This window comes from Nocardia sp. NPDC101769 (assembly GCF_044766925.1).
In the GTDB taxonomy this organism is placed as follows: Bacteria; Actinomycetota; Actinomycetes; order Mycobacteriales; family Mycobacteriaceae; genus Nocardia.
In genome coordinates, this window is sequence record NZ_JBIWMX010000008.1 from 273,626 (window position 1) to 279,625 (window position 6,000).

Below are 6,000 nucleotides of genomic sequence, written 5' to 3' on the forward strand. Positions count from 1 at the left end.
ACGGTCGCGATAACCGACCGTTGAATGGTTCGTGTGTGCCCGGCGGGCCGGGCACACCCTCGGGGGAGGGATGCCGTCGTGGCGATCAATCGGCGAAACCTGTTGCGGGCGGCCGGGCTCGGCGCGAGCCTGGCCGCGCTCGGGGCGGCGACCGGCTGCGTACCGGAGGTACCTGCCGCGGAATCTCCTGCCGGACAGGTGGATTGGGCGATATTACGACAGCGCCTGACCGGGACACTGAATCTGCCGTCCGACTCCGGTTATGCGACGGCGAAACTGGCCTACAACCCCGCATTCGATGCCCGGCAGCCTGCGGCAATCGCGCAGTGCGCGACGGCTTCCGATGTGCAGGTCTGCGTCGATGCCGCGGCGAGCGCGAAGATCCCGGTGGCGGCGCGCAGCGGCGGGCACAGCTACGGCGGGTACTCGACACCCGACAAAGGCCTGGTCGTGGATCTCGGCGGGATGAGCGGGGTCGAAGTGAAAGCGGACGGCACCGCGGTCATCGGTGCGGGTACGCGGCTGATGGATGTGTACTCCGCGTTGGCTCAGGCGGGCCGCTGCCTCCCGGCCGGGTCCTGCCCGACGGTCGGGATCGCCGGGCTGACGCTCGGCGGCGGGGTCGGCGTGCTGGCCGGGAAGTACGGATTGACGTGCGACAACCTGGTTTCGGCGCAGGTGGTCACCGCGGACGGCACGGTGCGGACCGTCTCGGCGACCTCGGAACCCGATCTGTTCTGGGCGCTGCGCGGTGGTGGCGGCGGCAACTTCGGCATCGTCACCTCGTTCACTTTCCAGACCGTGGCGGCGCCGCAGCTGGCGGTGTTCCAGGTCCGCTTTCCGGCCGGATCGCTGACCGACGTGCTGGGCGCCTGGCAGACCTTCACCGGGTCGGCTCCGGACGAATTCTGGTCCACCCTCGGCATTTCCGCCGGGAGCCCGCCGACGTGCCGGATCAACGGCTGCTATGTCGGATCCGAGAGCGAGATGAACGGTCTCGTCGACACACTGGTGGCAGCCGCCAAGACCCAACCGTCCAACAGGTATTCGCTGACCAAGGACTATCTGTCGGCAATGATGTATTTCGGCGGGTGCGCGAATTATTCGGTGGAACAGTGCCGGCCGAATTGGAATGGCGGGGGAGTATTGGGCCGCGAATCGTTCACGGCCTCCTCGCGAGTGCTGACCAAGCCACTCTCCGACCCGAGTCGGCTGACCGCATTGCTCACCGGCCGCGAAGGTATGGATATTCTGCTGGACAGTCTCTCCGGGGCGCCCTCGCGAATCGGTGCGAAGGACACGGCTTTTCCGTATCGTGGCGCACTGGCGACCGCCCAGATTTATGTCGGCGCCACCACGCCGGACGCCCGGAACGCAGTGAACGAGGTACGGGATCGGCTCGGTGACCTGACCGGGAATACGGCATTCGTCAACTACATCGACCCCGACCTGTCGAATTGGGGCAGTGCCTATTACGGCGACAACGCGTCTCGTCTGCACGGCATCGCCGAGCACTACGACCCCAATGGCGTCTTCACCTTCGACCAGTCGGCGTCGAAGGTCTGACGGCTCAGAACGATGCGGGCAGCCGAGCGTAGACGGTCGGAGAGCCGGCCAGGGCCGTCCCGCGCGCCCACGAGGTGACGCCGACCAACTCGCCGTCGATGAGCAGCGGTCCGCCGCTGTCGAATTCGGCGGTGTCGGCCGCGGTCGAGCCGGCGCACACCATCTCGATGGCATCGAAGGCACCGGGGTAGGCGGCAGCGCAGTCGGCGTCGGAGACGAATGGGACGGTGGCGCGCATGAGCTTGGTGTTGAACAGGCCGTTGTCGGAGGTGCCGCCCCAGCCGAGCACGGTCGCGCTGCCGCCCTGCGGCGCGGCGATCGGCACGGTGGGCCGGTGCTGCGGGGTCGCGAGGGTCAGGATGGCGAGGTCGTGGTGGTAGACGTCGACGCCGTCGACCGTGTCGGTGCGGAAATCGGGGTACAGGCGAACATCGGTGACGCTCACGGTGGTTCCGTCATGCGAGGTGAGGTCGCTGCGATCGAAGGTGACCGTCAGGGCCTGTGGTAGCAGCTGGGCGATCGCTACACAGTGGGCGGAGGTGAGCACCTGGTCGGGCGCGATGAGCGCGCCGCCGCAGAACTGGCCGGAGGCGCGGGGGAAGAACAGTGGGGTGCCGACGGCGGCGAGCCAGGGATAGTCGCCGGCCTGGGCTTCGGTGCCGCCGACCACGGCGTTCGCCGGGAGCGTGGCGGGGATGACGCAGCCGATGAGCGTCGCGGCGAGCACGGCGATCCGGCGGGAGATCGACACCGGGCCATTCAAACAGAGATCGGGGATTTTGACGAGCGGAGGCGTCGGTCCCCAGGAGTACGGTCGCGAACATGACGTCCTGGACCGAGTTCGCCACTGCCGCACCCCGCATCTCGACCATCTTCACCCGTCGTCACGCCGCCACTGGCAACCTGTGCATGCTCGCCACCCTCCGCAAGGATGGCTTCCCGCGTATCAGCCCGCTCGAACCGCGCATTTTCGAGGGCGAGCTATGGCTGGTCGGCATGCCGGGGACGAAGAAGTTCGCGGATCTCGCCCGCGACCCACGCTTCTGCCTGCACACGGCGACGGTGGACACGCAGGTCAGCGACGGGGACGTGAAGATCTTCGGCACCGTGCACGACGTCCAGGATTCCGAACTGCAGCGGCGCTGGGCCGAGGACCTGTTCGCCGAGAGCGGGTTCGACCTGCGTGGCCGCAAGTTCGAGCCGTTCTACGCCGTCGACATCACGGGGGCATCGTCGGTCGAGATCGTGGACGGGCGCATGGAGGTGACGGTGTGGAAGCCGGGGCAGTCCGAGCACGTGGTCGAAGTCTCCGATGAAGCGGAACCCGCGACGGCATAACATGCAACATTGCATCGAGTGCAAACACGCAAACGATGCAAGTGAGCATTGAGTGCCGAACAAGCGTGTGTTTCAGCGCTTTTCGAAGTCGGGATGCGGTGAGGAGTGGATGTGGTGATGGAAATCCACCCGCCGCGGGGCTATCGGGAGCGACCGTCGGGGGTCTGCGGCGCGGTTCTGTGGACTCGCGAGGGTGTTGTGGACACGGATGTGCCCGTGCTGCCGGACGGCGGCATGGATCTGTTGTGGATCGGCGGGCGATTCTCGGTGGCAGGCCCGGACACCCGCGCATACCGCCCGCCAGCGGGATTCGCCGACCGGATCACGGGGATCCGCTTCTTCCCCGGCACGGCTCCGGCTCTGCTCGGGGTGTCCGCGCACGAGCTACGCGACGCCAGAGTTGATCTCGATGACCTGTGGTCACCGGCAGACCTCCGCCGCGCATCCGAGTTGATCGCCAAGGCGCCGGATCCGGCGGTCGGCCTGGAGCTCATCGCGCGCTGGCGTGCAAGCGAGACCGACGCCGCGGATCCCATGGTGCGATTCATCGTGACCTCGCTGGGTTCGGGGATGTCGGTGTCGGCGACGGCCGAAGAATTGGGGACCGGGCCGCGGCGACTGCATCGACTCTCGTTGGCGGCCTTCGGGTATGGGCCGAAGACTTTGGGCCGGGTGTTGAGGATGCAGCGGGCGCTGGCGCTGGCGCGGGGCGGGATGGGTCTAGCGCAGGTTGCCGCATTTGTCGGGTATGCGGATCAAGCGCATTTGACGCGGGATATTCGGGAGTTTTCCGACATGTCGCCCGGGCAATTGCTTGGGCTCGTGGAAATGTCCTCGGTCTGAATTTCCTTACATCACATGGTAATTCGCGCCGTATTGGCATGTGGCAGAGGTAGAATTGATGCATGGATTCGAAGGGGAAACACTCGACACGTGCGGCATCGCCGACCTGGCAGCCGCCGTCGTAACCCTGTCGAATTCGGTCCTGCACGGCAACCTGACCGGTTCTCCGACGCTGATGTCGTGGAGTTTGATGCAGCGGCTGGAGACCTGCAAACGTCAACTGTCGGCGTTGGATTCACGTTTGATCATCGAGGCCTGCAATCGTTCGCTGCCCGAAGGTAGTGGACGTGCAATATCGTCGACGTCGACAGCGTCACCGCGACGGTCGAGGTCGTCGATTCGAAGGTGCTGGAGGCGGCCGCGCGTCGTGACCGTAGCGACGTCGGCACGACGGCGATCCTCGAGCGACTCGTCGGGTTCCCGCAGGCTGGCTACAACGTCAACGAGATTGATGTCCAGGCAGACACCGATGTCTCTGTGCTTCTTCGGGTCACCGGAACTCTCATGCCAGACGGACCTCCAGACGCTCGGCCGTTCGAGACATCATTCACGCTGAACAGCTCCTCGATGATCGCCGACCAGACCTTCCAAGGCATCTAGATCGCGATTGGACGATCCCGCCAGACCTTCGTGTCACGCGATGCCACGAATTGGCTTGGGGTGGAACGTGCGTTCTCAGGTCGCGCGCGCCCGCAGGCGATAGCGGACGTTCTGTGCCACACCAGGTTCCGGGCGCCGGCGCCCGCGCTGGCCGGTTTGATCAGCGCGGTCAGCGGCAGTAGCGGACGTTCCAGTCTGCGCTGTGCACGCACACCACGAAACCAGCCGCGGAGAACAAGGCGATGACCGTCATCATCGGCATGGATCTGCACCGGCGCCGGTCGGTGTCAGCGCGGGCTGCGTTCAGGCGACCGTCCCGGCGACGAGGGTCAGCACGAACCCCGCGACGATGATCGCTACCCGCGCATAGTGCAGCCGGTCCCAGCGTTGTTGCTGCTCACGCCAGTCGATGGGGTGATGGTCGGCTGTCCATGTAGCCGAGCGGTTGTTGATCGGGACGAGCAGGGCGATCGACATCACCACGCTCACCGCGAGTAGGGCCGCAGCCGCCATGGCGGCGTCACCGGCCGGCCGGCCCCACGTCACAGCGGCCAGCCAGGCCGTGAGCAGCACGGACCCGCAGTACCAGAACGGCATCACACGGCCGAGCACCCGGGCACCATCGGCGCGGGCTTCCAGCGAAGACCCGGCGGGCAGCCTCAGCAGGATCGGATTGACGAAGACCGCGACAGCGAACTCGACGCCAACCATGACGCCGACGACGGTTGCGGTGATGACAGCGAGCGTGACGAGCATGACACCCCCCTTTTCTTTCTAGCAGTGCTATAGTTCTAGCACTGCTAATCTAGGTTGTCGCGAGCCGGAACACAAGGGGACGAATCATGGCAAGGGCAGGGACCCGCGCGCAGCGCATGATCGAGCGCAGGCAGCAGATCCTCGACACAGCCCGGGCCATCGCCGAGACCGATGGGTGGACGGCTGTCACATCGCGGCGCCTTGCCGACGCGATCGGATACACCCAGCCCGTGCTCTACGGTCACTTCCCGGGCGGGAAGACCGAGATCATGCGCACAGTGGCACTCGCAGGCTTCACGGAACTGGCAGTAGCGACACAAGCAGCCATGGCAGGCAAGACAGGTCCGCAGGCGATCACCGCGGTCGCGGAGGTGTACCTGGACTTCGCCGCGGCACATCCCTCACTCTACGAGGCAATGTTCCAGCTGCCGATCGACGCGCGATTTGCCCAAGACGACGCGGAGACCGAACTGCGTTCGGCCTTCAACGCGCTCGACGCCGCACTCGGCACCGACGACGACGGAACGGCGACCGAACTGCTGTGGAGCGCATTACACGGCATCAGCCTGCTAGAACGCGCCGGCCGGATGCGCCAAGGGCACCGACCCAACCGAATAGCCGAACTCGCGACCCGCTTCGCCCACTGACAGCCACTTCCATGTCAGCCGAAGTTGTTGCCGGAAAGCAACTTAGAGGTGTGACCCGACCACGAACGCACTCAACTCGGCAGAAGCGGACATTCTGCACCGCACCAGGTTCCAGCCGTCGACGCCCCGCCCTGGCCGGTTCGGTCAGCATCGGGATGCGGCATTGCAGCGCACTCTAGCTCACTAAAGCTAGCGGATGAAGGCGCTGGACGATCCGGTCGGCTCCATTCCAGTCACGCGTGAACGCCTC

The 6,000-nt window shown here is 65.8% G+C and carries 7 protein-coding genes; 5 read left to right on the forward strand and 2 right to left on the reverse strand.

What is annotated here, in order from left to right:
• The first annotated feature begins 78 nt into the window (after nucleotides 1-78).
• The gene (locus ACIRRA_RS16460; protein ID WP_402768138.1) at nucleotides 79-1,566 is read left to right on the forward strand and encodes an FAD-binding oxidoreductase; all 1,488 of its coding nucleotides are present in this window, start codon (nucleotides 79-81) and stop codon (nucleotides 1,564-1,566) included.
• 4 nt (nucleotides 1,567-1,570) lie between these two features.
• On the opposite strand, the gene ACIRRA_RS16465 is transcribed toward ACIRRA_RS16460, so the two are convergent.
• Entirely contained in the window at nucleotides 1,571-2,317 is a 747-nt protein-coding gene (locus tag ACIRRA_RS16465; protein ID WP_402768141.1) for a S1 family peptidase, read from the reverse strand.
• 71 nt (nucleotides 2,318-2,388) lie between these two features.
• Between ACIRRA_RS16465 and ACIRRA_RS16470 the strand changes: the two genes are divergently transcribed.
• The 3 genes from ACIRRA_RS16470 (at nucleotide 2,389) to ACIRRA_RS16480 (ending at nucleotide 4,347) form a co-directional block, all read left to right on the forward strand.
• Complete coding sequence (locus ACIRRA_RS16470; RefSeq protein ID WP_402768144.1) at nucleotides 2,389-2,904, forward strand: pyridoxamine 5'-phosphate oxidase family protein; 516 nt, start codon at nucleotides 2,389-2,391, stop codon at nucleotides 2,902-2,904.
• Between the two features lie 198 nt (nucleotides 2,905-3,102).
• A complete protein-coding gene (locus ACIRRA_RS16475; RefSeq protein ID WP_402768146.1) occupies nucleotides 3,103-3,747 on the forward strand; it encodes a helix-turn-helix domain-containing protein in 645 nt (214 codons plus the stop codon).
• Between the two features lie 345 nt (nucleotides 3,748-4,092).
• Nucleotides 4,093-4,347 carry a ketosteroid isomerase family protein gene (locus ACIRRA_RS16480; RefSeq protein WP_402768148.1) on the forward strand — a complete coding sequence of 85 codons (255 nt, stop codon included), beginning with the start codon at nucleotides 4,093-4,095 and terminating at the stop codon, nucleotides 4,345-4,347.
• Nucleotides 4,348-4,650: 303 nt separating this feature from the next.
• Here the strand turns inward: ACIRRA_RS16480 and ACIRRA_RS16485 are convergent, their stop codons facing one another.
• Complete coding sequence (locus ACIRRA_RS16485) at nucleotides 4,651-5,103, reverse strand: anthrone oxygenase family protein (protein ID WP_402768151.1); 453 nt, start codon at nucleotides 5,101-5,103, stop codon at nucleotides 4,651-4,653.
• Between the two features lie 86 nt (nucleotides 5,104-5,189).
• Between ACIRRA_RS16485 and ACIRRA_RS16490 the strand changes: the two genes are divergently transcribed.
• Nucleotides 5,190-5,750 carry a TetR/AcrR family transcriptional regulator gene (locus ACIRRA_RS16490; protein WP_402768154.1) on the forward strand — a complete coding sequence of 187 codons (561 nt, stop codon included), beginning with the start codon at nucleotides 5,190-5,192 and terminating at the stop codon, nucleotides 5,748-5,750.
• Nucleotides 5,751-6,000: the final 250 nt, after the last annotated feature.

Coding starts and splice junctions, on each gene's coding strand:
- ACIRRA_RS16490 (WP_402768154.1), top strand. CDS start 5,190: ATGGCAAGGGCAGGGACCCGCGCGCAGCGCATGATCGAGCGCAGGCAG.
- ACIRRA_RS16470 (WP_402768144.1), top strand. CDS start 2,389: ATGACGTCCTGGACCGAGTTCGCCACTGCCGCACCCCGCATCTCGACC.
- ACIRRA_RS16485 (WP_402768151.1), bottom strand. CDS start 5,103: ATGCTCGTCACGCTCGCTGTCATCACCGCAACCGTCGTCGGCGTCATG.